25 protein-coding genes and 1 pseudogene are annotated in these 24,516 nt (G+C 34.3%); 10 read left to right on the top strand and 16 right to left on the bottom strand.

What is annotated here, in order from left to right; all coding sequences use genetic code 11:
• Positions 1-147 precede the first annotated feature (147 nt).
• Positions 148-2,085 carry an exoribonuclease II gene (locus tag A9G35_RS12195; RefSeq protein ID WP_065637096.1) on the bottom strand — a complete coding sequence of 646 codons (1,938 nt, stop codon included), beginning with the start codon at positions 2,083-2,085 and terminating at the stop codon, positions 148-150.
• Positions 2,086-2,221: 136 nt separating this feature from the next.
• Between A9G35_RS12195 and A9G35_RS12190 the strand changes: the two genes are divergently transcribed.
• A complete protein-coding gene (locus A9G35_RS12190) occupies positions 2,222-2,971 on the top strand; it encodes an alpha/beta fold hydrolase (protein WP_065637095.1) in 750 nt (249 codons plus the stop codon).
• A 21-nt stretch (positions 2,972-2,992) separates the two neighbouring features.
• On the opposite strand, the gene A9G35_RS12185 is transcribed toward A9G35_RS12190, so the two are convergent.
• Genes A9G35_RS12185 through A9G35_RS12170 form a run of 4 tightly spaced genes read right to left on the bottom strand, consistent with a single transcriptional unit; the run spans position 2,993 to position 4,772 of the window.
• Positions 2,993-3,322 (bottom strand): prepilin-type N-terminal cleavage/methylation domain-containing protein, encoded by a 330-nt coding sequence (locus tag A9G35_RS12185; RefSeq protein ID WP_065637094.1) that lies wholly within the window; start codon positions 3,320-3,322, stop codon positions 2,993-2,995.
• Positions 3,315-3,755 (bottom strand): DUF2509 family protein, encoded by a 441-nt coding sequence (locus A9G35_RS12180; protein ID WP_065637093.1) that lies wholly within the window; start codon positions 3,753-3,755, stop codon positions 3,315-3,317. Before A9G35_RS12180 ends, A9G35_RS12185 begins: the two co-directional genes overlap by 8 nt.
• Positions 3,739-4,302, bottom strand: coding sequence for a prepilin peptidase-dependent protein (locus A9G35_RS12175; protein WP_065637092.1), 564 nt, complete (start codon positions 4,300-4,302; stop codon positions 3,739-3,741). Before A9G35_RS12175 ends, A9G35_RS12180 begins: the two co-directional genes overlap by 17 nt.
• Complete coding sequence (locus A9G35_RS12170; protein ID WP_065637091.1) at positions 4,296-4,772, bottom strand: prepilin-type N-terminal cleavage/methylation domain-containing protein; 477 nt, start codon at positions 4,770-4,772, stop codon at positions 4,296-4,298. The genes A9G35_RS12175 and A9G35_RS12170 overlap by 7 nt, the downstream gene beginning before the upstream one ends.
• A 676-nt stretch (positions 4,773-5,448) precedes the next feature.
• On the opposite strand from A9G35_RS12170, the gene dapD reads away from it, so the two are divergent.
• The 4 genes from dapD (at position 5,449) to yqfB (ending at position 9,706) form a co-directional block, all read left to right on the top strand.
• Entirely contained in the window at positions 5,449-6,273 is an 825-nt protein-coding gene (gene dapD, locus A9G35_RS12165; RefSeq protein WP_065637090.1) for a 2,3,4,5-tetrahydropyridine-2,6-dicarboxylate N-succinyltransferase, read from the top strand.
• Between the two features lie 95 nt (positions 6,274-6,368).
• Positions 6,369-6,860 (top strand): YajQ family cyclic di-GMP-binding protein, encoded by a 492-nt coding sequence (locus A9G35_RS12160; RefSeq protein WP_065637089.1) that lies wholly within the window; start codon positions 6,369-6,371, stop codon positions 6,858-6,860.
• A 210-nt stretch (positions 6,861-7,070) separates the two neighbouring features.
• Positions 7,071-9,353, top strand: a complete 2,283-nt coding sequence (bglX, locus tag A9G35_RS12155) for a beta-glucosidase BglX (RefSeq protein ID WP_065637088.1) — start codon at positions 7,071-7,073, stop codon at positions 9,351-9,353.
• Positions 9,354-9,397: 44 nt separating this feature from the next.
• On the top strand, positions 9,398-9,706 hold the full coding sequence (gene yqfB / locus A9G35_RS12150) for a N(4)-acetylcytidine aminohydrolase (protein ID WP_065637087.1): 309 nt from the start codon (positions 9,398-9,400) through the stop codon (positions 9,704-9,706).
• Positions 9,707-9,708: 2 nt separating this feature from the next.
• Here yqfB and A9G35_RS13970 read toward each other — a convergent pair.
• From A9G35_RS13970 to A9G35_RS12110, 9 genes and pseudogenes are all read right to left on the bottom strand, one after another.
• Positions 9,709-9,980 (bottom strand): annotated as a pseudogene (locus A9G35_RS13970) (IS5/IS1182 family transposase); the annotation flags it as partial.
• A gap of 105 nt (positions 9,981-10,085) precedes the next feature.
• Positions 10,086-10,985 carry a heme biosynthesis HemY N-terminal domain-containing protein gene (locus A9G35_RS12145; protein WP_065637086.1) on the bottom strand — a complete coding sequence of 300 codons (900 nt, stop codon included), beginning with the start codon at positions 10,983-10,985 and terminating at the stop codon, positions 10,086-10,088.
• A 10-nt stretch (positions 10,986-10,995) separates the two neighbouring features.
• Positions 10,996-12,450 (bottom strand): uroporphyrinogen-III C-methyltransferase, encoded by a 1,455-nt coding sequence (locus tag A9G35_RS12140; RefSeq protein WP_065637085.1) that lies wholly within the window; start codon positions 12,448-12,450, stop codon positions 10,996-10,998.
• A gap of 19 nt (positions 12,451-12,469) precedes the next feature.
• Positions 12,470-13,210 carry a uroporphyrinogen-III synthase gene (locus A9G35_RS12135; RefSeq protein ID WP_065637084.1) on the bottom strand — a complete coding sequence of 247 codons (741 nt, stop codon included), beginning with the start codon at positions 13,208-13,210 and terminating at the stop codon, positions 12,470-12,472.
• Positions 13,207-14,127: a hydroxymethylbilane synthase gene (gene hemC, locus A9G35_RS12130; RefSeq protein WP_065637083.1), complete on the bottom strand. Its 921-nt coding sequence runs from the start codon at positions 14,125-14,127 to the stop codon at positions 13,207-13,209. Before hemC ends, A9G35_RS12135 begins: the two co-directional genes overlap by 4 nt.
• Positions 14,128-14,267: 140 nt before the next feature.
• The gene (gene purB, locus A9G35_RS12125) at positions 14,268-15,638 is read right to left on the bottom strand and encodes an adenylosuccinate lyase (protein WP_065637082.1); all 1,371 of its coding nucleotides are present in this window, start codon (positions 15,636-15,638) and stop codon (positions 14,268-14,270) included.
• Between the two features lie 47 nt (positions 15,639-15,685).
• On the bottom strand, positions 15,686-16,333 hold the full coding sequence (gene hflD, locus A9G35_RS12120; RefSeq protein WP_065637081.1) for a high frequency lysogenization protein HflD: 648 nt from the start codon (positions 16,331-16,333) through the stop codon (positions 15,686-15,688).
• A 1-nt stretch (position 16,334) separates the two neighbouring features.
• On the bottom strand, positions 16,335-17,453 hold the full coding sequence (mnmA, locus tag A9G35_RS12115) for a tRNA 2-thiouridine(34) synthase MnmA (RefSeq protein ID WP_065637080.1): 1,119 nt from the start codon (positions 17,451-17,453) through the stop codon (positions 16,335-16,337).
• Positions 17,454-17,720: 267 nt separating this feature from the next.
• Complete coding sequence (locus A9G35_RS12110) at positions 17,721-18,410, bottom strand: LexA family transcriptional regulator (protein ID WP_065637079.1); 690 nt, start codon at positions 18,408-18,410, stop codon at positions 17,721-17,723.
• 153 nt (positions 18,411-18,563) lie between these two features.
• Between A9G35_RS12110 and A9G35_RS12105 the strand changes: the two genes are divergently transcribed.
• Positions 18,564-18,791 carry a helix-turn-helix domain-containing protein gene (locus A9G35_RS12105; RefSeq protein WP_065637078.1) on the top strand — a complete coding sequence of 76 codons (228 nt, stop codon included), beginning with the start codon at positions 18,564-18,566 and terminating at the stop codon, positions 18,789-18,791.
• Between the two features lie 66 nt (positions 18,792-18,857).
• Here the strand turns inward: A9G35_RS12105 and tpiA are convergent, their stop codons facing one another.
• Positions 18,858-19,622: a triose-phosphate isomerase gene (tpiA, locus tag A9G35_RS12100; protein ID WP_065637077.1), complete on the bottom strand. Its 765-nt coding sequence runs from the start codon at positions 19,620-19,622 to the stop codon at positions 18,858-18,860.
• Positions 19,623-19,722: 100 nt separating this feature from the next.
• On the opposite strand from tpiA, the gene zapB reads away from it, so the two are divergent.
• From zapB to A9G35_RS12080, 4 genes are all read left to right on the top strand, one after another.
• On the top strand, positions 19,723-19,968 hold the full coding sequence (zapB, locus tag A9G35_RS12095; protein WP_065637076.1) for a cell division protein ZapB: 246 nt from the start codon (positions 19,723-19,725) through the stop codon (positions 19,966-19,968).
• 77 nt (positions 19,969-20,045) lie between these two features.
• A complete protein-coding gene (locus A9G35_RS12090; RefSeq protein ID WP_065637075.1) occupies positions 20,046-21,356 on the top strand; it encodes a DUF2868 domain-containing protein in 1,311 nt (436 codons plus the stop codon).
• A 1-nt stretch (position 21,357) separates the two neighbouring features.
• Positions 21,358-22,716, top strand: coding sequence for a DUF3482 domain-containing protein (locus A9G35_RS12085; protein WP_065637074.1), 1,359 nt, complete (start codon positions 21,358-21,360; stop codon positions 22,714-22,716).
• Positions 22,664-23,197 carry a C40 family peptidase gene (locus A9G35_RS12080; protein WP_081300219.1) on the top strand — a complete coding sequence of 178 codons (534 nt, stop codon included), beginning with the start codon at positions 22,664-22,666 and terminating at the stop codon, positions 23,195-23,197. The genes A9G35_RS12085 and A9G35_RS12080 overlap by 53 nt, the downstream gene beginning before the upstream one ends.
• A gap of 95 nt (positions 23,198-23,292) precedes the next feature.
• Here A9G35_RS12080 and A9G35_RS12075 read toward each other — a convergent pair whose 3' ends face one another.
• On the bottom strand, positions 23,293-24,480 hold the full coding sequence (locus tag A9G35_RS12075) for a pyridoxal phosphate-dependent aminotransferase (protein WP_065637073.1): 1,188 nt from the start codon (positions 24,478-24,480) through the stop codon (positions 23,293-23,295).
• Positions 24,481-24,516: the final 36 nt, after the last annotated feature.

Genomic DNA, 24,516 nt, shown 5'->3' with positions numbered 1-24,516 from the left:
AAGATAACAGATATTTTTAATAAGAAAAAGAGGTTTGATATTAAAAATGCAATAAAGTCTTAATTATTTTTACCCCTGATTTGCATCAGGGGTAAAAATAACAGCAAAAAGCCGTACATTCGAGCAAAATAATCCTTCTTTTATTTTTTAATTGTTGGCTAACTTTGTAATAATTGATTGATTTTCGCTTTTAACCTGGTGAATAATAACAGAGATAGTATCAGCAAGTTTGTAGCAAACCTCATCTTTAATTTTGATGATTCCTTCCTCAGGTAACGAGATAATTTCTTCCTTGACAGAATGAATCATTGAAAGTGGCACAAATGCAAAAGCGCCTATATCACATAAACGAACTCGAACCCCACCACGATTGATATCTATAATTTCAGCAGAAAAACTTTCACCAACCTTATTTGACAAGTATTGAGCATAAAGATTTTCTGCCATATCACGTTCTGCATAGCGTAATGTTTTGCGTCTTTCATTCATGTTTTTTAATTGATCTTTATCTGGTGCGATTAATTCTTGTGATCGGATAAATGCCTTGATTAATCGATGGTTGACCATATCACCATATTTACGTATTGGTGAAGTCCATGTTGCATAGGCATCAAATCCCAAACCAAAATGTGGTTTAGGTTCAGTTGAGAAATCAGCAGGGCTTTGGAATTTGCGAAGCTTTGTTGACAAAAATGGAGTATTGTCGATTATACGACGCAACTTTACGTAACCATCAAAAGATAATAATGATTCTTTATCAAATTCAGTGATTCCGTTATCATTTAAAAAAGTCACTACTTGTTCAATATATTTATTATCAAAACCTGAATGAATATTAAAAATTCCAAAACCAATTTTATTTTTTAATTGCAATGTTAAAGCTTGGTTAGCTAAAACCATGACTTCTTCTACTATTTGATTTGCAATCCGACGAGACTCTTTAATTATTGATTTAACTTGGCGATTTTCATCAAGTTCAAAACGATAATCTCCATTATCTTTAAAAACTAAAGCATGATTTTGCCGCCATGTCATACGAATTTTTGCTAAGTCAGCTAAATGTTTAAGTTGCTGTTTAATAATTGGATTGTTAGTTTCTAAATCTCCATTATTTTCTAAAAAATTAGAAACATTGTTATAGGTTAGTTTAGCTTTTGATTCAATCCAAGTTGGCATAAAAGTGATATCATCGCCAATAATATTACCGGCTTCGTCAATACTCATTTTACATATCATTGCTGGACGTTTTTGATTTGCTTTTAATGAACATAAATTATTTGCAAGCTCTTTGGGTAGCATAGGGATATTAAAATCAGGCAAATAAGTGGTAAAATTTCTAATTTTAGCAATATGATCAAGTTCGCTATTTTGCAATACATAAGCAGTGGGATCAGCAATGGCGACCATCAATTGATAATCTCCTCGTTCACCTTTAGAAATTGCAATTGCATCATCCATATCTTCTGTATCTTCGCTATCGATGGTGAAAAAGTTAACATCGGTTAAATCTTGACGGTTATCAAGTTCAGTATCGTTAATTGATAATGAAGCGAACTGTGGGGCGTGAGTTTCTAAATCGTAGCGCGCTAATGTTTTTAGCCAAAGTTGGTAAGGAGAATTGCTTTCTGCAACAAAACGAACAATTTCGGCAAGAAATTGATTCTGTTCTTCTTGCAAAGGGTGAGAAACAAGCGTTGCCACAACCCAATCGCCTTCTTTTAGTTTTTCGCTAACTTGCTTGTTTATTTTGCAACGAATGGCTAGATTAGTTGACATATTTTCAGGATAAATAACCATTGCACGATCTTGAAAGCCTATTTTGCCAATAAATTTTTGCAATGCACTTTCAATTAATAATTCAGGTTCAAAAGACTCTTTATCATTATTACTTATTACTGTCCCCGAGACCTTATCACCATTGCAAACTTTTTTCATTTTAGCAATAGGGATGAAATAACTTTTTTTATTATCAACATCTAAAAAACCAAATCCTTTTTCATGAGCTCTAATAGTGCCTTCAACGCGTGGTGTTTGCTCATGGAGTTCTTGTTTTAATTGTGCGAGTAGAGGGTTATTTTGAAACATATGGCCTAACACTAGTTAAAAAGTTGGTATTAAATTCTATCATATTTATGCAAATTGTGGTTATTGAATTAATCGGTGATGGTATTGAAAATAGACGTATAATAATGCCACTTAAAATAATTGGTCGAATTAAAGTATGAAATTAAACTATAAATTACAGGGTGATGGACAGCCGATAGTATTTTTACATGGGGTATTTGGGAGTTTAGATAATTTAAATATGCTAGCGAAGGATTTTGTGCAGTATTATCAAACTGTGCAAGTTGATCTGCGTAATCATGGACATTCGCCTTGGTCTGATAAAATGGACTATCAAATGATGGCTGAAGACGTAGCCGAACTTTGTCATGATTTAAAGTTAAAAGAGATAATTCTAATTGGTCATTCTATGGGCGGAAAGGTTGCTTTGCAATTATCACAACTGCTTCCTGATACTATTGAAAAAATAGTAGCAATTGATATTGCACCGATAAAATATCACAGTTCATCTAATGCGATTATTCTAAGAGTATTAACTTATTGCCTTACCAACCATATTACCGATAAAAAACAGATTATGAATTTAATGAAACAAGCTGGTATTAGTGATGCAATCATACTTTTTTTATTAAAATCGTTTAAAAATGAGCGTTGGTTATTTAACATTCAAGCTATTAATGAGCAATATGGGCATATTTGCGATTGGCAAACAATTTCGCCTTGGTCAAAACCAACGTTATTTATACGAGGCGGTAATTCAACTTATATTACTGATGATACTTACCAAGCTATTTTTGACCAGTTCCCTAATGCAAAAATAGAAGTGGTTGAAGGGGTAGGGCACAATGTTCATGCCGAAAAAACGCAACAGGTTTTACAACTTCTACATAACTGGTTAGGTGACTGAAAGAAATTTAATCGGTAAATATCAATGTAAATCGCAAAAAAAACGTTGTTGTTTGATGATTTGTTTGTTAGGCGTGCTAACTGTTATTTCCACCATTTTACACTCGGTATTATAGATTTTACTTGTGATCTTATATTGCCAACCAGAAGGGATAATTTGCTGGTTAGTATAGGGGTAGCTGTCAAGTAGCTGAAATGCAATTTTATTGGCACGAAGGTTGTTGGCAAAGTAGCGATGTTTATTAAGTAATGCTTGTTGGTAATTAATAAAACCTAGCATAATAATTGAAAATAGTAGTGTTGTTATCATGACTTCAATCAAGCTAAAGCCAGCAAAATTTTTATTATTCACAAAAAATAGCCTTTTTTTCAGGACAATAATCGAGCCAATGACCTTTTTCAACAATCAATCGATTATTATCAAAATGTGCGAGTGTATATAAAAAGAAGTCTTCACCTTGGGCTTCGCCTCGGACTAATACATAATTATCAACTTTTAATAAAGAAAGTTTTATGCAGGCTTTTAATTGGTATGTTGGTTCAGTCATGCAATGCCAATTGGCTTTAGGTGCTTGCCAATTTTGGGTTGTTGCCCAAGTTAACGACGAATTAGCTTGATTAAATTGCCGATAGTATTGGTTTTCCATTAAAGTGGCTTTTTGCCAGGAGCAAATAAGTAAATTGAAACCAATTAATAACACTAACCCCACAACCATCAAAATGATCATCATCATAATTGTGCTAAATCCAGACGAAACGGGATTTAATTTAAAATCGATTTTCATTTTTGATAATTTCAGTTGTGTGATATTTAATTTGCTTATTTTTTCTTAGCTCTGCCGTAATTGATAGCTCAATCACATCGTGAAGTTGTTTTATTTGAAAGGAGATAATTTTGATTTCATTTGGATCAAATAAGTTTTCCCACTTGTTTTCTAAACAATTTAGTGATCCTGTTCTATAAGCTATGTTGTTTCCTTTATAACGATAGGTAAAGACATCTGACTTTGTAGGATTTAATTCGTTCCACACCCAAGAATTGCGAATTTCGCTGTCATATCGGAGGATAATACATTTCATCTTTTCATTAATTTCAATGGCCTTAGTTGTCATTTTTTTAGGAACATTAGCAATAAAACCTGCTCGCTTAATATCCTTTTTCATGCCTGCTAACCCAAGGTCTATAGCCTGTTTTAAGCGTGTTTTTTGGTAATATTGCGTGTTGTTGGTTTGTAGTTGAATGTAAAAAGATGTCATTCCCATAATAATAAGGCTAGATAATATGATGCTAATAAGCATTTCAAATAAGGAGAATCCAGCTGTTTTTAACATGGTGGTAATCCAGCTATGTAGCTGCTTTCTGCACAAAAACGGATACGCCCAAGCAAAGAAACAAAAACCCTACTGGTGCCTATTTTATTTCTTAATTGAAAAGACATTGTTTGTGCTAAGTTACGGCGTCCTAAAATTAAGGCATCTTTATTGTTTGATAGTTCACTAATTTCAACAGAATTATCTGGTTTCATGAAATAAAGCACTCCCTCGCTGCATGAGGCAGGTTTTTCATCGCGAGTAATTGCAATGCACCATGGTGATGTAAATTGATGAATAATATAATTTTCATTTTTAGTTGAAGCTTTTATTTGAACTTCATATATAAAATAAGCGAGTTGCTTAGTTGTAGATGCTAACTCGTTTTGAAGTTGCTGTTCTTTCCAATATTCAATACCAATAGCAGCTAAAATGGCACTAATACAGACAGTTATTAACAACTCCAGTAATGAAAATCCTAAATCTTGCATAAGATTATCTTTGTAAATATCACAATGTAAGTAGTGTATATTTGAATACAACAACAGCTTATTTGACATACTAAATTTGTGAGGCATCATCCAAATAAATTATGTTTTTTTCGAAAATGTTTTATTTTCTATTTCAATAAAAGTAATTAGTTGTAGGTGTTTCTTACATTTATCACTGATTTTTTTTTAATTTTTTACTTAAACACTATGCTTTCCTGAAACTTTTTGACAAGAATTGAGTTGTTTGTCTTTGTTTAAATAAAATGAGTGACAACTATCATATCAATCAAAAATTTACCAAGCCTCTGTCCATAAACAAATAGAAAAACAGAAAGTATAATAAGCATATCAATGCAAAGCGATTTTAGATAAAACGCCTTATGTGTTTCTAGAAGATTATTTTAATCATCAAATGCAAATAACCTAGTTTTACAACAAATTACTTAATAACTGCACTATGCTTGCTGGTTACTATTGATTTTATTTGCTTTTTTGCTTTTATGTCGCTTTGCCATTATTTGCATTTCATCTACTAGCATTTTGATTGTTTTCGATTGGTTTTATATTGTTCTTGACTATCTGATTAAAGCACTTAAAAAGCAGGAAAGATTATATTATACTGTTTACTCATTTATTTATTATTTGCTAACGGGCTATAAATTAAAGGAAACTTGAGATGCAACAATTACAAACTATTATTGAATCAGCATTTGAACGTCGTGCTGAAATTACACCGTCAAATGTTGATACAGTTACACGTGATGCGATTAACCAATGCATTGCTTTATTAGACAGTGGTAAAATGCGTGTCGCAGAAAAAATCAATGGTGATTGGGTAACTCATCAATGGTTAAAAAAAGCTGTTTTGCTCTCTTTCCGTATTAACGAAAACCAACTGATTGATGGCGGTCCAACTAACTATTATGACAAAGTGCCATTAAAATTTGCTGAATATGATGAAGCAAGATTCCAACAAGAAGGCTTCCGTGTTGTTCCATCTGCTATTGCACGTAAAGGGGCTTATGTTGCTCGTAATACCGTATTAATGCCATCTTATGTTAATATTGGTGCTTATGTTGATGAAGGTACTATGGTTGATACATGGGTAACTGTTGGTTCTTGTGCGCAAATTGGTAAAAATGTTCACCTGTCAGGTGGTGTTGGAATTGGTGGTGTTTTAGAGCCGTTACAAGCTAACCCAACAATTATTGAAGATAACTGTTTTATTGGCGCACGCAGTGAAATTGTTGAAGGTGTAATTGTCGAAGAAGGCAGCGTAATTTCAATGGGTGTGTTTATTGGTCAAAGTACTAAAATTTACGACCGTGCAACGGGCGAAGTTCACTATGGACGTGTGCCTGCAGGCTCTGTAGTGGTTTCCGGTAACTTACCAACGAAAGATGGTAAATATAGCCTTTATTGCGCAGTTATTGTGAAAAAAGTGGATGCTAAAACATTAGGTAAAGTAGGTATCAACGAATTACTACGTACGATTGATTAATTTTACATTTGCTTTTAAAACCGCCTAACTTTTAGGCGGTCATAACTTTATTTTATAACCATTAAGTTATAACCATTAGAAGAAGAGGAGAATTTATGCCTTCTTTTGATATCGTTTCTGAAATCCAAATGCCAGAAGTTAAAAATGGCGTTGAAAACGCTACTCGAGAGCTCACCACCCGTTGGGATTTTAAAAATGTTGAAGCATCGTTTGAGTTAAATGAAAAAAATGAAACGATTAAAGCAGTAAGCCAATCTGATTTCCAAGTACAACAATTACTTGACATTTTGCGAGATAAACTTGCTAAACGTGGTATTGATGGTGGTGCACTTGAAATCCCTGAAGAAATGGAGCACAGCGGTAAGCTTTATAGCATTACGGTTAAACTTAAGCAGGGTATTGATAAAGAGTTAGCTAAAAAAATTGTAAAAGCGATCAAAGATAGCAAAATTAAAGTACAAGCTCAAGTGCAGGGAGAACAAGTTCGAGTTACAGGTAAATCACGTGATGATTTACAAGCTACTATGACATTAGTTAAAAATAACGAATTTGGTCAACCGTTTCAATTTACCAATTTTAGAGATTAATGTGTTATTGAGTTGATATTGCTAACAATTGTCGGCAATATTATCCCTTGAACTTTGTAAAAAATTTCAGAAAAGACAGCGTTTGAATAAGGGGATGCAATAACTATTATGATGTTTTAAACCTGAATATAAGTAGATAAAAAACGATATTTTTCGTAAATACGTTATGATGTCTACTTGTCTATCCTCTTAATTATAACAATATTTATTATGATGAAAAAAGTAGCTATATATTTATTTTTTCTTATCTTTTCTGGGCATTTGTTTGCACAAGAACCTAATAGCGAAGTAAAGGAAATAAAGAAAGTTTTTATTGATAATCTATTATCAAAAATGACGCTTCAAGAAAAAGCGGGACAATTACGCCTAATTAGTGTTGGTGGTGATCTAACGTTAGACAAAGTACTTGATAAAATCGAAGCAGGTGAAATTGGTGGCATTTTTAATACTGTTGTCGAACCTGACCTTTCTCAAATGCAGGAACGTGCTCTAAAATCTCCCAATAAAATTCCTCTATTTTTTGGTTTTGATATAATTCATGGACATAGAACTATCTTTCCGATTAATTTAGGTATTGCATCCACTTGGGATCGTAGTGCAATTGCAAAAGCTGCTGAAGTATCAGCTGACGAAGCTACCTCGGATGGGTTAAATATAACTTGGGCTCCAATGGTTGATATTACGCGTGATCCTAGATGGGGACGCGTGTCTGAAGGATTTGGTGAAGATCCTTATTTAACCTCAGAAGTTGGACGTATTTTTGTTGAAAAGATGCAAAAGCAATCGCTTGCCGATAAAAAATCATTGGTGACATCAGTAAAACATTTTGCACTTTATGGCGCAGTTGAAGCAGGACGTGAGTATAACAGTACGGATATGAGTGAACGCAAAATGTTCCAAGAATATCTTGTACCTTATAAAGCAGCAATTGATGCAGGTAGTCGAGCTGTGATGGTTTCGTTAGTGAGCGTTAATGGTATTCCTGCAACGGGGAATCATTGGTTGTTAACCGAAGTGCTACGGAATCAGTGGCATTTTGATGGTGTTGTTGTTAGTGATCATGGAGCTATTCGTGAACTTATTAATCATGGCGTAGCTAGTGATCCGAAAGATGCTGTACGTGTTGCGATTAAAGCTGGCATTGATATAAGTATGAATGATGAATATTTCTTACAATTTTTGCCTGAATTAGTCGAAGAAGGTGCCATTACAGAAGATGAAATAAACCAAGCTTGTCGTCATGTACTTGAACTTAAATATGATATGGGGTTATTTAGTGATCCTAATCGTAATTTAGATCCAAAATTAGATATTGATACAATGTTTGCTGATAATCGATTACATCGTGAAGAAGCTCGTGATGTGGCACGCCGCAGTATTGTGTTATTAAAAAATGAGAATGAGATATTACCGCTAGCTAAAAATAAGAAAATTGCGGTGATTGGTCCATTAGCTGATTCAAAACGTGATATTTTGGGGAGTTGGTCGGGAGCTGGGCGTGCTAATTTAGCGGTAACTCCATTAGAAGGTATTAAAAATGCAGTTAAAAATCCTGAATCAATTAGCTATGCATTTGGTGCCAATCTTTCTGATGATGAAAATTTATATCGGTTTTTAAATTTATACGGAGAAACAACTAAATTTGATAATCGACCAGCCGATAAAATGATTGCAGAAGCGGTGAAAATAGCTAAAAAAGCTGATATTGTTATTGCTTTTGTTGGTGAAGCAGAAGGTATGGCTCATGAATCATCAAGCAGAACAGATCTATCTTTGCAAGCAACTCAAAAACAATTAATTAAAGCAATGAAAAAGACAGGTAAACCTTTGATCATTGTCTTAATGAATGGTCGTCCGCTAACGTTATCAGAAGAATATGCTCAAGCTGATGCGATGCTTGAAACGTGGTTTTTAGGAACTGAAGGAGGTAATGCCATTGCCGATGTACTATTTGGTAACTATAACCCTTCGGGTAAATTGCCCATGTCTTTCCCTTATAATGTTGGGCAGATCCCCGTCTATTATAGCCATTTAAATACAGGCCGTCCTCGTGGTACTGAAAATATGGGCAAATATACAACCTCGTATTTTGATAGTCCTAATGAGCCTTTATTCCCCTTCGGATTTGGTTTGAGTTATACCAATTTTGCGATGGACTTTTCGTTATCAAGTACTAAAATGAATCGAGATGGTGAAATTATTGTCACCGTTAATGTTGAAAATACAGGGAATAGAGAAGGTATGCAGACCGTCCAGCTTTATTTGCAAGATGTGACAGCGTCGGTTAGTCGCCCAGTGAAAGAGTTAATTGGTTTTGATAATATTACCTTAAAACCGCACACTAAGGGTCAAGTAAAATTTGTGATTAAATATGATATGCTAAAATTCTGGAACAATAAAATGCAATATGTTGCCGAACCAGGAAAATTTAATGTGTATATTGGTAGTGATTCGACAACGCAGGACAAACAAACATTTACTTTGCTTGATTAATACTTGTTAAGTAATTTGACTAATTTTCACATAGGGATAATGCTGTGCAAAATGATATTACTTTTTATCAACGTTTTAAGGATGATATTTTAGCTGGTTTAAAAGTCATTACCATTCGAGATAAAAGTGAATCACATTTTAAAATTGGTGATAAGCTTCGTGTTGGAACTTTTGAAACTGATGAGTATTTTTGTACTATAAAAATAATTAGTGTTACACCAATAACCCTTGAGCAATTAACAGAAGAACATGCAAAACAAGAGAATATGACGTTAAGTGATTTAAAAAAAGTAATTTCTGACATATATCCCAATGAAAATCATTTTTTTGTAATTCATTTTTCGCTCTTATAGCGATGTCCGTGGTGTTGTTTGGGATTCGCACCATGGGTTGGGCCTGAATAACCCAACACCGGATATATCTGCTCTGCTAGCAGTAAATGGCAAATGGACGCCGAAAATGACCTGCATCAAGACCCACACCAACCGGATTAAAGCCAAACCGCTCTAACTGGCGTTTTAATCGAGCCATATAAGGCTGAGAATCATGGACATTTCCGGCTGTAACATAGGTATCGGTGATTAAATTATGTTTGCTATCAACCGTTCGGTGATCTAAGTAAAAGAATTCCTTTTAATAATGGACTCCTCTATATTAGATCAATGAACCCGCCAAAAAGCGGGTTCTTTGTCATTAATCTGACAGAGCATTGCCCTGTTTTTTATAGTTTTATTAAGTTCTTTCTTTTTGTTCAAGTTTGCTAATCGATTTTAATAGTTTTTCAGCTTCGCTATTTTGGCCTATTTGATTAAGATAGGTTGCCATCGCTTTTTGATATGTCATATTGTTCAATATAGCCCGTGGTTGAGAATGCCACCATTTTGTCAATGCTTGAGCATCACTATCGGTCGATAATTGTTTGATTCGGGCAATATAAGCTACTTGTTTAAATTGATCTAATTGCGATTCATTATAAGCTTTAGCTTTATACATTGCTGGTAATAGATCGATAACAGCTTGGTAATCGCCAGTTTCGTAATAAAGTTGATCGGCTAATCGGAGTACTTCAATGTTACGCGGTTTTTCGTTTAGTAGTTGCTCTAGCACAATACGTGCAGCTGGGTATTCATGGTTTTTTAGTTGTAATCGAATTTGTACTAATTGAAAGGCAAACATCTCTTTAGATTGACAGGTTCTAGCCGCTTGTTCTAACGATTGGTTGGCTTGAATTAATTCATCGTTGTCAATTTGTGTTTGTGCAGCAAGTAAATACGATAACGTGGTGTTTTTTGCCCCTTTAGCACTTTTTGTAAAGAGTTTTGCTGCTTGTTGATAATTACCCTCTAATAATAAAATTTGTGCTTGTTCAAGGCGTTTTATCGATTTTTTAGGTGATTTTAAACGTAACCAGTTGCCTAGGGCTGTTTTAGAGTTAAATATTTTATTGAAAATGCAATAAATTAAATAAAGGCAAAGCAGGCCAATTAATTCAAGTATCATAAATGAATTAAATGACATGCTGACACGGTAATTTACAAATTCAAATACTGCTAAGCCTTGATGGCCTTGTAATAACGGACCGAGGAAAAATCCACCTACTAGCGCTAAGAAAATAATTAATATTTTTATCATGATTATTCTCCTATTTTGCCAACATTGAACGAACGCGAGTTTGCATTAGTTTTTCAAGTTCGCTGATACTAGTTAGGTTTTCAGGCACATTTTGATTGCTGATTGACTGATTTTGTAAATTATCAAGCTCATTAATAAATGCTTTAACACTTGGTGCGTTACCATCAAAATAAGCATTAACCCAAGTTGCAGTGTCACTAAGTGCGCGTTGGTAAATTAAGTCTTGATGTCTTGGCACTGCTTGTGCGGCAATCAATAGGCGAAAACGGATGTTTTCACGCAGGTAAAGCGATTGTTCTATGCTCAATGGCGTTTTTAATATTTGGCAGTGGACGATTTGTTTTTCATCTTGACCTGCTTGTTGTAAGCATTCTTTGAAGTCGTTATCTTTATTATCGAGCTTTTCAATGGTGATAAATTTATCCATAAAAGTCTTTGCACTACTTAATAAATTGCTAGACCAGTCGCTGACTGACGATGTTACTTCTTTTGTATGCTCTTGTTGATTGTTATCTGTGTTAATGTTTTCGACTTGAATTGCTTGGGTATCATTTTTATTGGCTGAGTCTTCGTTATATTGTGTCATGCCAAGGTCAATTTCTTGATAATTGCCAACTAAAGGTAATTCAGTAAGGGCATCTGATAGCCCAATTAAATTAATAATAATACCATCTGTATCAACAAAACTGACTTGAGCAAGTGAGTTTATATCTTTACTAATTGCTTGACGTGCTGGTAATAGGCTAGGGTCATCAGCTTGAACTAGGCTTTCGTCGGCACTTTTAAGTAATAGTCGTGCTGATGTGTAATCTTGGTCATTCCAAATTTTACGCCCCGCTAAATGAACTAAATAATTTGCTTGTGAAATCAACCAGACTTTATGATCTGTGGTTGACATAGCGGCTAAACGTTCGTTGATGTTTTGTAAACTTTTTTCGTTTAGCTTTAAGGTGTCATTTACTTGATAGCTTAATTGTTGTTGTACTTTTTGCTGATCACCGAGTTGACGTTCTACTCGCTGTTCTAATTTGCTGAACTGTTGATTTTGTTTGTTAACAGCATCATTTATACTATCGTGTAAATCATTTGTTATGCTCTGCTTGGTTGTTTGCTTTAAATTGGCCAGTTCCGTTTGTAATGTTGAAATGGTCTTTTGCTGTTTTGCAAATTGCTGTTGGCCATAATAAAAACCAAGACCACCTAAGCAAGCAGTTAATACTATAGCTATTATCGATAATTTTGAAACTGTTGCTTTGCCTGTGTTATTGCGGTTACTACTATTAATGTTTTGGGTTTGAGCTTTCGATTCTATTGCAGGACTTTGTTGAGTGGTTGTTTGCTCTTTTTTATCTTTTTTCATAATTTCATTCGCTTCATTTTCAATCACTGTTATTGTTGGTTGACTAAATGAAGTTGTGCTTATTGTTGAAAGTGTTGCATTGGCACCATAATATTTTAACGGCATAAAATAACCTCATTTAGATTTATTCGAAATTGATGTTGGCATTATGACATAGAGTTAGCATTGTTTTAAATAAAATTTGATTATTTGCTCCAGCTATTTGCAAAATGTTTTGCCAATTTAACTGTTGTGCTTTTTTGAAAATTCGTTCACTAGTAACAATGAGTTTTGCTTGTTGTTTGTGTTGTATTTGACAATAAATTTCAAGTCGCATTAAGTGTTCAACACTGGTAATAATAATGATTTGATTTTTTATATTGTTAGCTAAAATATTGTCACAATAGGTTATTGGTTTGCGGTAATAGCATTCTAGTATTTTGACCTGAGCTTGTTGGGTTATTAATGTGTTAGCTAATAAATTTCTTCCTGAATTACCTCGTAAAATGAGGACAGTACGATGTGTTAGTGTTGTACTTTTTAGCAAGGCTAATAAACCTTCACTATTTTCTTGTTTAGGATAATTAACTCTGGTTGTGGTTAGTTGGCTTAATAATTCTGCTGTTTTTTTACCAATTGCAAAATAGTGTCTATTTGCAGGAAAAGATAAATTTGGCAAATGAATTTTGATGGAGTGAATAACTTGTGGCGATAGTGCAATTACAATATCTGACGGCAAAAGGTGATTAAGTTGTTGCTCTAAATCAACCAGTTCAGCTCCGGGTAAAATATCAAATAAGGGAAGGTGAGTTGCTGATAAATTGGCAAGGTTTAATTGTTTAGCTAGCTCCTCGCCTTCTGGCGAGGGTCTTGTTACATAAATCATTTGCCATTTAATTCCTGTAATATTTTATCAGCACCTAGGCTTAATAGTTGTATTGCTAGATTGTGCCCCAATTGTTCCGTTTGGCTTGCAGGGCCATGTAATTGAGATTTAATTATTTGCATTCCATCAACACTCCCAACAAATCCTTGTAAAGTCAAAATATCATTGCATAGTTGGCTATAACAGGCAATAGGCACTTGGCAACCACCTTGTAAGGTTTTGTTCATTGCTCTTTCTGCTTGGATACAAATTCGGCTATCTTTATCATCAAGTACTGAAAGAATCTCTAATATTTTTTTATCATCTGTTCGAGTTTCAATTCCAATTGCACCTTGACCAACAGCAGGTAAAATTAAGTCCGTATCAATATATTGTTTTATTCTATTTTCTAATTTTAGGCGTTTTAAACCAACAGAAGCTAAAATGATTGCATCATATTCTTGATTATCAAGTTTAGCTAGGCGAGTACCTATATTGCCTCGGAGATCTTTAATTTGTAGGTGTGGATATTTAGCTCTTAACTGGCATTGGCGTCGTAGACTTGATGTTCCAATAACGGCATCATCGGGAAGCTCATCTATGCTTGAATAATTATTTGAAATAAATGCATCACGAACATCGCCTCGCTTGCAAATGGTAGCTAGTATTAGTCCCTTTGGAAACTCGGTAGGAATATCTTTTATTGAATGAACTGCAATATCGGCTTCGTTATTCAATATGGCTTGTTCAAGCTGTTTAACAAACAGCCCTTTACCACCAATTTTTGATAAGGGACTATCCAGCAATATATCACCTTTAGTGACCATGGGAATTAATTCCACAGTTAAATTGGGGTGAGCAGCTAGCAGTTGTTGCTTAACAAAATTAGCTTGCCATAGCGCTAAAGGACTTTTTCGTGTTGCAATGCGAATGTTCAATGGGGTTTTCCGTTTTATTTTTGCTTAAATGATTTATTTTTATTACACAATTTGTATATCGATTTAGTTAATACAATTAATTAAAAATTAATATAGCCAGATAGAGTGTAAAATGTATCTGGCTAATTGAATTTAAGTGATTAATCTAAATTATCAACAAAACTAACTGCATAACCGATATAGTTAGCTGGCGTTAATTGTTTTAACCGTGTTTTTTCACTTTCGGGTAGATCTAATGAGTCAATAAATTCTTGCATGCCTTTTGCATCAACTCGTTTGCCTCGAGTTAATTCTTTTAATTTTTCGTAAGGTTTTTCGATACCATAACGGCGCATTACTGTTTGAATTGGCTCGGCTAATACTTCCCAGTTGCGATTAAGTTCTTCAAGTAAGTAGTCTTGGTTGACTTCGAGTTTGTTTAATCCTTTTAGGGTTGATTGATAAGCTATAATGGCATAACCAATACCTACACCTAGATTACGCAACACTGTAGAATCGGTCAAATCACGTTGCCAACGGGAAATAGGTAATTTGCTACCTAAATGGTTCATAATTGTATTGGCAATCCCTAAGTTGCCCTCTGAATTTTCGAAGTCGATAGGATTAACTTTGTGTGGCATGGTTGAAGATCCGATCTCGCCAGCAATAGTTTTTTGTTTAAAGTGATTTAGTGAAATATATCCCCAAACATCGCGATCAAAGTCGATCATAATGGTATTAAAACGAGCCACACAATCAAAAAATTCGGCAATATAGTCATGAGGTTCAATTTGAGTGGTATAAGGATTCCAAGTTAACCCTAGTGAGTTAACAAACTCTTCACTAAATTTATGCCAGTTCACTTGCGGATAAGCAACCATATGTGCATTATAATTGCCGGTAGCACCATTAATTTTACCCAGTATTTCAACCGATTTTAGTTGCTTTAATTGGCGCTTTAAGCGGTAAGCGACATTGGCAAATTCTTTACCAATTGTTGATGGTGTAGCAGGCTGCCCGTGCGTTCTTGAAAGCAGCGGTAAATCACGATAAGCGATAGCTTGCGAGGTGATTTTATCAATGAGTTTATTCCAATATGGCACTAAGACAGTTTCTTTAGCTGTTTTTAGCATTAATGCATAAGATAAGTTATTAATATCTTCTGATGTACAAGCAAAATGGATAAATTCATTGACCGCGTGTAATTCTTCATTGGTGCTGACTTTTTCTTTTAAAAAGTACTCTACCGCTTTGACATCGTGATTTGTGGTTCTTTCGATTTCTTTAATGCGACTTGCATCTTGCTCACTAAATTGGTCTACAATTTGATTAAGATGATTAATAGCTGATTGGCTTAAAGTTGGCACCTCTAAAATATCTGCGTGTAAGGCTAGTTTTTGTAACCAACGAACTTCAACTTGAACACGGTATTTTAATAAACCATATTCGCTAAAAATGGTGCGTAATTCTGTGGTTTTGTCACCATAACGCCCATCAATTGGTGAAAGGGCAGTAAGTGCAGATAATTCCATCGGTTTAACTCCGTTATTATTTTGAAATATCAGTGATAAAGTACAAATTAGTTTGTACGATTAATTTGGTCTAATAGTTGTTGAGCTGCCTCACAAATGCGTTTACGGCTAAAAAGAAACTGAAAACGACTGCCGCCAACTTGGTACCATAAAATGGCCGATCGGACACAACCCAAAAGTGCCGTTCTTACTTTTGCTTGCACTAATGAGTTTTGTAAAAATTCAATTTTGCCAGTAACTTTGATTTTAGTTGATATTGGGCTAACGAAATCAGAATAAATCCCCGCTAATGAATAGGACAGATCATCAATATTAGTACTAACAGTTTCATCATTTATGTCTAGATAAAGTCCTGAAATACGTTTTAATCGTTGGTCTATCTTATCTAATGCGTCTTTATTTTTTAATAATTTACTTGTAATACTAAGAGCGCCAAACAAGTAACGAATAATTTGAGTTTGTTCTTTTTGTCCTGACGATAATAGTTGTATTAGCGTTTGTAACCCTGTTTTAACATTTTTAATACCATCATAAACATCGTCCGTTGTTTTTGGCGAGGTTTTAAATATACTTTTTATAGCTTGTTCATAAAGAGCAGCACTACAAATACCTGTATTAGCTAATTGCGGTACTAATATAGCACTTTGTGTCGCACCAGCAAGGGCAATGGCAATATGATGGTATTTATTATTCAATTTAGTACTCCTTACAGCTTTTTATTTGTTCTTCAATAATGCCGCCACCTAAGCAAACCTCGTTTTGATAAAAGACTGCGGATTGGCCAGGTGTAACAGCCGCAACGGGATTATCAAATATGACTTTGATTTTGTCATCAGCTAAAGGTATCACTTGGCAAGCTATATCATGTTGACGATAGCGTGTTTTTACTGTGCAGCTAAATGGCTCTGTTACTACTTTACGGTCAACCCAATGTAGTTGTTGAGCGATTAATCCATTTGAAAATAGTGCAGGGTGATCATGGCCTTGTGCTACAATTAATTCGTTATTAGTCAAATCTTTGTCAACCACATACCATGGTGTGTCATCGGCCTGTTTTAAACCACCAATACCCAATCCTTTACGTTGTCCTAATGTATGATACATCAGCCCTTGGTGTTGACCGATGACTTTTCCATCAACAGTGCGAATATTTCCTGCTTGTGCAGGTAAATATCGAGCCAAAAAGTCACTGAATTTTCGTTCACCAATAAAGCAGATACCGGTAGAGTCTTTTTTAGTGGCTGTTGCTAAACCAAGTTCTTCGGCAATTTTGCGCACTTGTGGTTTTTCAAGTTCACCGACAGGAAATAGGCTTTGGCTTACTTGTGTTTCGCTAAGGGTGTAAAGGAAGTAGCTTTGATCTTTGTTATTGTCGATCCCTCGTAATAATTCTACTTTATCACCTGTTTGACGTTTACGAACATAATGTCCTGTAGCAATGAAGTCAGCACCAAGATCTTCTGCTGCGTATTCTAAAAAAGCTTTAAATTTTATTTCTTTATTACATAAAATATCAGGGTTTGGTGTTCGGCCTGCTTTGTATTCCGATAAAAAGTGCTCAAACACGTTGTCCCAATATTCGGCAGCAAAATTAACTGTGTGTAATTTAATATTTAACTTATCACAAACTGCTTGCGCATCGGCTAAGTCAACAGCGGCTGAACAATATTCCTCTGTGTCGTCTTCTTCCCAATTTTTCATAAATAACCCAACAACATCGTATCCTTGTTGTTGTAATAAATAAGCAGAAACAGAAGAATCAACGCCACCAGACATACCGACAACGACTTTTTTTCGAGTGTTTATATTTGGCATAATAGCTATATTAATAGGTAAAATTAATAAAAAAACTTGATATTAATTTTAGCATAACCGAAGGAAAAAAACATGAAGTTATACTGATAGCAATCATCATGTTAATTTCATTTTTATTTTAACTTTATACTAAATCGTATAATCCCCTGAAAGTTTTTAATATTTTACGGGATGCTACCCTCGCAGAAAAAAACAAAAACCACTAGGAATAATACAGTTTTATCAGTCAAAACTTTTAAAGCTGTATTATTTAGAGAATAAATGGAATCAGTTAAAATCTTTTAAAAGGTATACAACTAATCCAATAATGTTAAATTCTTGTGCTCCATACTTATCACCAATAATGGCTGGGTACTTCGAATTATCACAAAGTAATGCCAAATTAGCACCTTGGTTTTGTATACGTTTGATACTAATTTGATCTTCATATTCAACTGCATACAAATAGCCATCAATGGGTTTGTTATATGCTTTGTTAATAATAATAATATCATGATTTGATATCGTAGGTTCCATGCTATCGCCTTTGGCCCATAGTGCAATTAAGTCTTCGTGGTTGCAGCCATGATGTTTTATTAAGGTAATATCAAATGGGATTGACTCAATTTGAGAATAAGATTTATTAGTTTCGTTTAAATGATGAAATGGAATATGTACCACTCCCCGATTTGCAGATTCAGGCAATAAACGGCACTCTCCTTTTCCCGTTACTAACCATTCAATAGGTACATCGCACTTTTGTGCAATAATGGCTAGTCTATTTAGTGCAGGATAAGTTTTGCCCGATAAATAATCTCTTATTACCGCTTCTGACATGCCAACTTTTTTGGCAAAAGCATTCCCCGATATGCCTTCTAACACAAGATTTAATCTATTTCTAAAGTTAATAACTCCTGTATTAGTTAAAGCTCGTGTTTTTTCCGTTTTATCTTGTTTTTTTACTTTGTTTTCTGTCATTTTCTATTCCATTTTTAGTGTTTTTCGTTTTTATTGTTTTAATTCGTCATTTTATGTGTTATTCTTTGCTATATGGTTTATTATTATTTCTTTAATATTGTGATACCGATAATCTTTACAATAGCACGAATCTAACTAATAGAGGATCTCATAATGAGAGAACAAGATCAAGACTGGACACCATCTAGAGTAGTAGGTGAAATTAAAATAAGAGGCGGAAGTCTAAGAGCATTGTCGAGAGATAGTGGATTGCAGGCTGATACTTTAAGAAATGCTTTATATCGACATTGCCCTAAGTATGAGCGAATTATTTCTGAATATTTAAAAGTCCCTGTTGAAAAAATTTGGCCTTCGCGTTACCGGCTAAAAAACCAAAAATAATATTAATTTAATAATAAAAAGACGCTATGTTATTAAGCGTCTTTTTATTATCTACTATATTGCGATTTATTTTTTAGCTTGTTCGGCTGCTTTAACAATTGTTGCAAAAGCATCCGCTTTCAATGAAGCTCCACCTACTAATGCACCATCAATATCAGGTTGAGTAAAGAGCTCCGCTGCGTTTTTATCGTTAACAGAACCACCATATTGGATGATTACTTGCTGCGCTACTTTTGCATCTTGCTTAGCAATATGATCACGAATAAATTTATGAACAGCTTGTGCTTGTTCTGGTGTTGCTGATTTGCCAGTACCTATTGCCCAAACTGGTTCATAAGCAATTACTGCACCATTAAATGCTTGAACACCAAGTGCTTTAATTACTGCATCGATTTGACGAGCACAAACAACTTGTGTTTGGCCAGCTTCGTTTTCAGCTTCGGTTTCACCAATACATAATACAGGCACTAATCCTGCTTCTTTAATGACACCAAACTTTTTAGCAATAAATTCGTCTGATTCTTTGTGATAAGTACGACGTTCAGAATGTCCAATAATAACGTGAGTTACGCCAATATCTTTTAACATTTCAACGGATATTTCTCCAGTATAAGCACCAGAAAGATTCACGCCAACATCTTGTGCTCCCAAAATGATATTAGCCCCATCTAATTGATGTTTTACAAAATCAAGATAAACAACTGGTGGTGCAATTGCTACATTGCAAGCTGTGTTATTTGATAGTTCGCTTCGTAGCCCTGCAACTAGGCTTTTAGCCATATCTTTACTACCATTGAGCTTCCAGTTTCCCATAACAAGTGGTTTACGCATAATTTTCTCCAACTTAAAGTTTAAAATAGTGTTGATTTTAGAATGAATTCGGTATAATAGTTAATATTATACACCAAATAAATAAAGCTTGAGGAAAAATATGTCATTAGAAATATTGAATCAATTGGAAAATAAAATCCAACATACCGTTAATACTATCGCCACATTACAACAAGAGATTGCTACTTTAAAACAAGGTAATCAAGAGTTGGAGCAACTGATTAATGATAGTTCTGATGAAATGAAAGCATTACGTGATGAAAACGAAAAACTAAAACAAGATCAACAAATATGGCAACAACGAATTCAAACATTATTAAGTAAAATTAGTGAAATTACACAATAATTGATTCGACTTTTTGACGCGACTTTTGTCGCGTTTGTTTTATAGTTTATTGGTTATAATGGTGAAGATTAAGTCTAATGCGACAAAAGCTAAAATCCCTCTGGTTGACTCAAACAATCCATTTAATTGAAAGCGAATCTGGACGGTTTGCTGACCAAGACATCAACCGACAAGTAAGAGCGGAACAGATATCGATCACTGATCGAATTGTGATGCGAGCCACTATATTGTCAAAACAAAACGGGCTATATTCTTCACAAAAAATACTAATACAGTCTGTAAAGTTGTCTTTTGTATTATTGCTATTGTTATCTGTATTTTTAGGTAGTTCTTTAGCATTGGGGGCTTTAAGCCAAAACCCTATCAATTTGTATTGGGCACTTTTTAGTTTATTAGGAGTCCATTTAATTACACTAATTATTTGGCTTGGTTCGTTTTTTTTCTTTACCAATTTTGGTGGTAGTTTATTGATTCATTGCTGGCTGTGGTTAGCTAAAAAACTTTCTCAAAAAAAAACGGTGCAACAATTGATTCCTGCATTTGTTGAACTATTTGGTTCCCGCATACGTTGGCTTATTGGATTTGTGCTTAACCTATTTTGGACTGTGATTTTAAGTTGTGCATTATTAGTTTTAGTTGTGTTATTTTCAACCAAGCACTATAGTTTTGAGTGGCAAACTACATTACTTAGTTCTGATACCATTGTTCGTTTAACGCACTATCTAGGCTATTTCCCATCATTATTTGGTTTTGACATTCCTAAAGACGAAATAATAAAATTAAGTGAAAATGCTTTAAACACTGGTGAAATTCGTTCGTCGTGGGCTGTTTGGTTATTGGGTGTGTTTATTGTTTATGGATTGATGCTACGATTTTTATGTATGGTATTTTGTGGCGTTAATTGGTTGATTAGTTGTCGTCAGATTCAGCTAAATATTTCTCATTCCGATTATCAAGCCTTAGCCAACCAACTACAACCATTATTAATTGTTAACATTGAAGATGCTGATAAGCTAGGCAACAGTAATTATCAATGGAATTTTTCTATGAATTCCATTGAAGATGGCCAGGGTGCTTTTTTGGTTGCCGTAGATGTACAAGAAAGTTGGCATTATCCTGACTCTGTTTCATTTTTAGGTTTTTTAAATACCCGTGAACAGCGCAGTAATATTCTAGATTATTTGCAATTAACGCCAGCTCAAAAATTATTAATTGCGGTTGATACCGATAGAGCGCCAGATAGGGGAGTATTGAATTTTATTAATCAACTGATTAATAAATCTCAGCAGACGCGTATTTGGTTTATTAATCAAGGTAAACAGTATCATAATTGGCAATCATTATCTTTACAGTTGGCTCAACCTGACTGGCTAGGTGAGGATCTCTAACATGCTATCAACGTTAAAATTATCTATGGTTGGTCATGCTAATGTCGGCAAAACATCTTTATTACGCACTTTAATTCGCAATAGTCATTTTGGTCATGTGTCTGATAGTCCAGGTACCACAAGACATGTTGAATCAATAACTTTACCACTTGAGAATAATAAATCGATTATCTTTTATGATACGCCAGGATTAGAAGACAGTTTAGCGCTTTATGATTATATTAACCAATTACTACCTACTGATGCAAAACTTGATGGTGTCGACAAATTAACTCTTTTTTTACAAAGCCCAGAGGCTGAAAGTACCTTTAATCAAGAAGCAAAAGTTATCAAACAACTACTAAATAGTGATGTTGCTATCTATGTGATAGATGTTCGTGAACCTGTATTGCCTAAATATCATGATGAATTAGCTATTTTAGCCAATAGCGATAAACCGATATTAGCCGTTTTAAACTTTATTGCTGATAGCAACCAAAATGAAAATGAATGGAAAAGATTACTGTCACGTATTGGGATTCATGCTATTATTCGATTTGACGCTATTTTCCCTCCTTTAGATGGTGAAGAGCGTTTATACCATAGCCTTGCTTTACTGGTTGAACCAGCTAAAGAAATATTAGATAATTGGCTAGATAAAATCGCACAAATTCGTAAATCTCGTAATCAAACGGCTAATCGGATTATTGCTGAAACGCTCGTTGATGTCACCGCCTTTTATGAAATGGCTAAACTAAACGATGATCAAGCTATTGCTGATATGCAAAATAAAGTTAGAAAACGAGAACAAACAGCGATTAACGAATTATTGAAATTGTATCAATTTGATTCAACCCAAGAAAGTGAAGAAAGCTTGCCTTTAATCAAAGGCCGTTATAATGCTGACCTTTTTAATATTGATGCATTAAAAACAATGGGCATGCATTTGACTAAAGGCTTTGTATCGGGGGCAACAATTGGTGCAAGTATTGATTTAGCAACAGGTGGTATTTCACTTGGTTCAGCTGCATTGGTTGGCGCTGTAGTTGGTAGTTTAATGCAAACTGCCAAGCATTATGGTTCTAGAATGCGGTATCAGCTTTCTGGTTATAATAAATTAAGTGTTGATGATGTTATTATCTGTTTTCTTTCTTTACGATTAATTCGCCTTAAAGAAAGCTTAAATCATCGCAGCCATGCGGATACGAGCCCAGTCAGATTGTCTAAATTAGATAAAACTGAATGGGAAAAAGGTGTGTTACCTAAAAGCTTAAAAGTAGCAAGACGTTATTCGCATTGGTCGACGTTAAATAAAGGAATAAAAAGAAATGACAAAAAAAGACAATCGACTATTAGGAATGTCGCTCAGCAATTGCATTAATATAAAAAGACATTTTTTAATAATTACATTGATTTTTTCTGCTTTTATGTTATTTGGCTGTAGTACTACCCAAAGTCAAGTTTCTGCTAAAAATACTAAATCTAACCGAGCTATGTTAACTAAAATAGAATCTCACTATAAAAAATGGCAAAACACGCCATATCGTTATGGTGGAACAACTTTAGCCGGTAGTGATTGTTCAGCTTTGGTGATGAACTTTTTTAAAAACAAATTTTCAAAAAATTTGCCAAGAAGTGCTGCTGAACAAGCTAAATTAGGTGTTAAGGTGAACACACCTAAAGCTGGTGATTTAGTATTTTTTAAAACAGGTCGCGGAGCAAGCGGTTTACACGTTGGCATTTATTATGCAGATGGTAAATTTTTACATGCTTCAACATCAAAAGGTGTAACTTATTCAAATTTAAATGACAGTTATTGGAAGAAGCGTTACTGGATGGCGCGTCGCGTTATGGGTAGTTAAATTTCCTTTTTTAAAGAATAAGATAATAATAAAAAGCTCTTTAAATTAATCAATATTAAAGAGCTTATTTTTTATCTGTAATAAAATAGCTATTGTTAAATCTTGCCTTTATTTTTTAATTCGTTCATTGTATTTGCTACATAGAGCATTTCGCTTGGTGAACCAAGTGATATTCGACACCAATTTGTTGCAGGATTGAAGTCTCTACCAATCAATATGAAATTATTTTTCATTAATTCACGATAATCTTTTAAATTAATCGGACTTTGATGAAACATAAAATTAGTTTGTGATTTTAAATAGTGTAAACCTAGATTTGATAACGCTTTTTCCATGATTTGACGTGACACATCGATCGCTTTTTTAGAGTATGTTAAAAATGGTTGATCATCTATTGATGCAAGTGCAGCGCAAACACCACAATAATTGAGTTTTTCGCCAGCTACATATTGAGCCATATTTTGAATATTTGCAACTGAGCTGACTGCATAACCGACTCGTAATCCAGCCATTGCATGGATTTTTGAAAATGTTTTAAGTAATATAATATTGTCACAACCTTTTGCAATTAATTCATCAACTGACTTAAATACAGGGTCATTAACAAATTCAGCATAAGCTTCGTCAACAATAAAGATCGTATTTTTAGGTTTGCTTTTTATCCAAGGTTCAATTTCACCTGTTGCAAAAACTGTCGAAGTAGGGTTATTTGGATTAACCAAATAAACAATTGAAAATCCATTATAATCTTCAGCAGCTTTTTGTATGCCTTTTATATCGATCTGCCAATCTGGCAAACTTGGTACTTTAGTAATTTTTAAATTAAAGATTTGTGCAAAATGTTCTCCATCACCATAAGTAAGCTCTGGAATGACTAATTGAGTATTTGGCTTAACAAATGCAGAAATAGCACTTCGAATACCTTCCGATGATCCTGCAGTTAATAAAATTTGAGTTTCATCGACTTTATGATGTTTAGCTAATCGTTTGTTAAGTAGTGGCATTTCGGCTTTGGCATAGCGATTAGCTTTTGGTACAGCATCAATTGCAGCTTGTTTTGCACGTGGTGACATACCAAGCGCATTTTCATTGAAATTGAGCCTTATTGGGTTGTTAATATCAGGCGTTGCAACATTTTCAAGCATAGGTAGAGAGAATGAAATCGAGTTTTGCGATTCTATTGCATGAGCTTTAGATAATAATTGATTAATAGATAGCCCTGCAATTGCCGCACTGGAAAATGTGATTAATTTTCTTCTACTGACGTTTAAATTGGATATCATGATTCACCTCCCATTTAATTAATTTTTATATGGTCA

It is taken from the genome of Gilliamella sp. Choc5-1 (genome assembly GCF_001690595.1).
Lineage (GTDB): Bacteria > Pseudomonadota > Gammaproteobacteria > Enterobacterales > Orbaceae > Gilliamella > Gilliamella apicola_M.
This window is presented reverse-complemented; position numbering and strand designations above follow the sequence as displayed.